Origin of the sequence: Microbispora sp. ZYX-F-249 (assembly GCF_039649665.1) — a bacterium.
GTDB lineage: Bacteria > Actinomycetota > Actinomycetes > Streptosporangiales > Streptosporangiaceae > Microbispora > Microbispora maris.
The window spans coordinates 1-857 of sequence record NZ_JBDJAW010000147.1 but is presented as its reverse complement, the minus strand read 5'-3'; the positions used below and the strand labels follow the sequence as shown (position 1 = coordinate 857).

Below are 857 nucleotides of genomic sequence, written 5' to 3'. Positions count from 1 at the left end.
TTCGGTACGGCGATCAGTGCGAGCAGGCTCGGTGACTCGCAGTACACCACGATCGCGAGCCGTGAGTTCAACATGATCACGGCCGAGAACGAGATGAAGCCCGACGCGACGGAGCCGAACCCGAACCAGTTCAACTTCACCAACGGCGACCGGATCTACAACTGGGCGGTGCAGAACGGCAAGCGGGTCCGCGGCCACACCCTGGCCTGGCACCAGCAGCAGCCGAACTTCTGGGGGCAGCTGTCGGGCAGCGCGCTGCGCCAGGCGATGATCAGCCACATCAACGGCGTCGTGGGCCACTACAAGGGCAAGATCTACGCCTGGGACGTGGTCAACGAGGCCTTCGACGACGGCTCCGGCGGCCGCCGCGACTCCAACCTCCAGCGCACCGGCAACGACTGGATCGAGGTCGCCTTCCGCACCGCGCGGGCCGCCGACCCCGACGCCAAGCTCTGCTACAACGACTACAACATCGACAACTGGTCCTGGGCCAAGACCCAGGGCGTCTACAACATGGTCAAGGACTTCAAGGCCCGCGGCGTGCCGATCGACTGCGTCGGCCTGCAGTCGCACTTCAACAGCGGCAGCCCCTACCCGGGCAACTACCGCACCACCCTGCAGAACTTCGCCGCACTCGGCGTCGACGTCCAGATCACCGAGCTGGACATCCAGGGCGCCTCGCCGACCACCTACGCCAACGTGGTCAACGACTGCCTGGCCGTCCCGCGCTGCAACGGCATCACCGTGTGGGGCGTACGCGACCAGGACTCCTGGCGCTCGGGCGACACCCCGCTGCTGTTCAGCGGCGGCAACAAGAAGCCCGCCTACGACGCGGTCCTCAACGCCCTCAACGCCGC

1 protein-coding gene is annotated in these 857 nt (G+C 66.6%); it reads left to right on the top strand.

The annotated features are described in order from the left end of the window. Nucleotides 1-857, top strand: an 857-nt coding sequence (locus tag AAH991_RS40145) for a glycoside hydrolase family 10 protein (RefSeq protein ID WP_346231194.1), incomplete at both ends; no start/stop codon positions are given.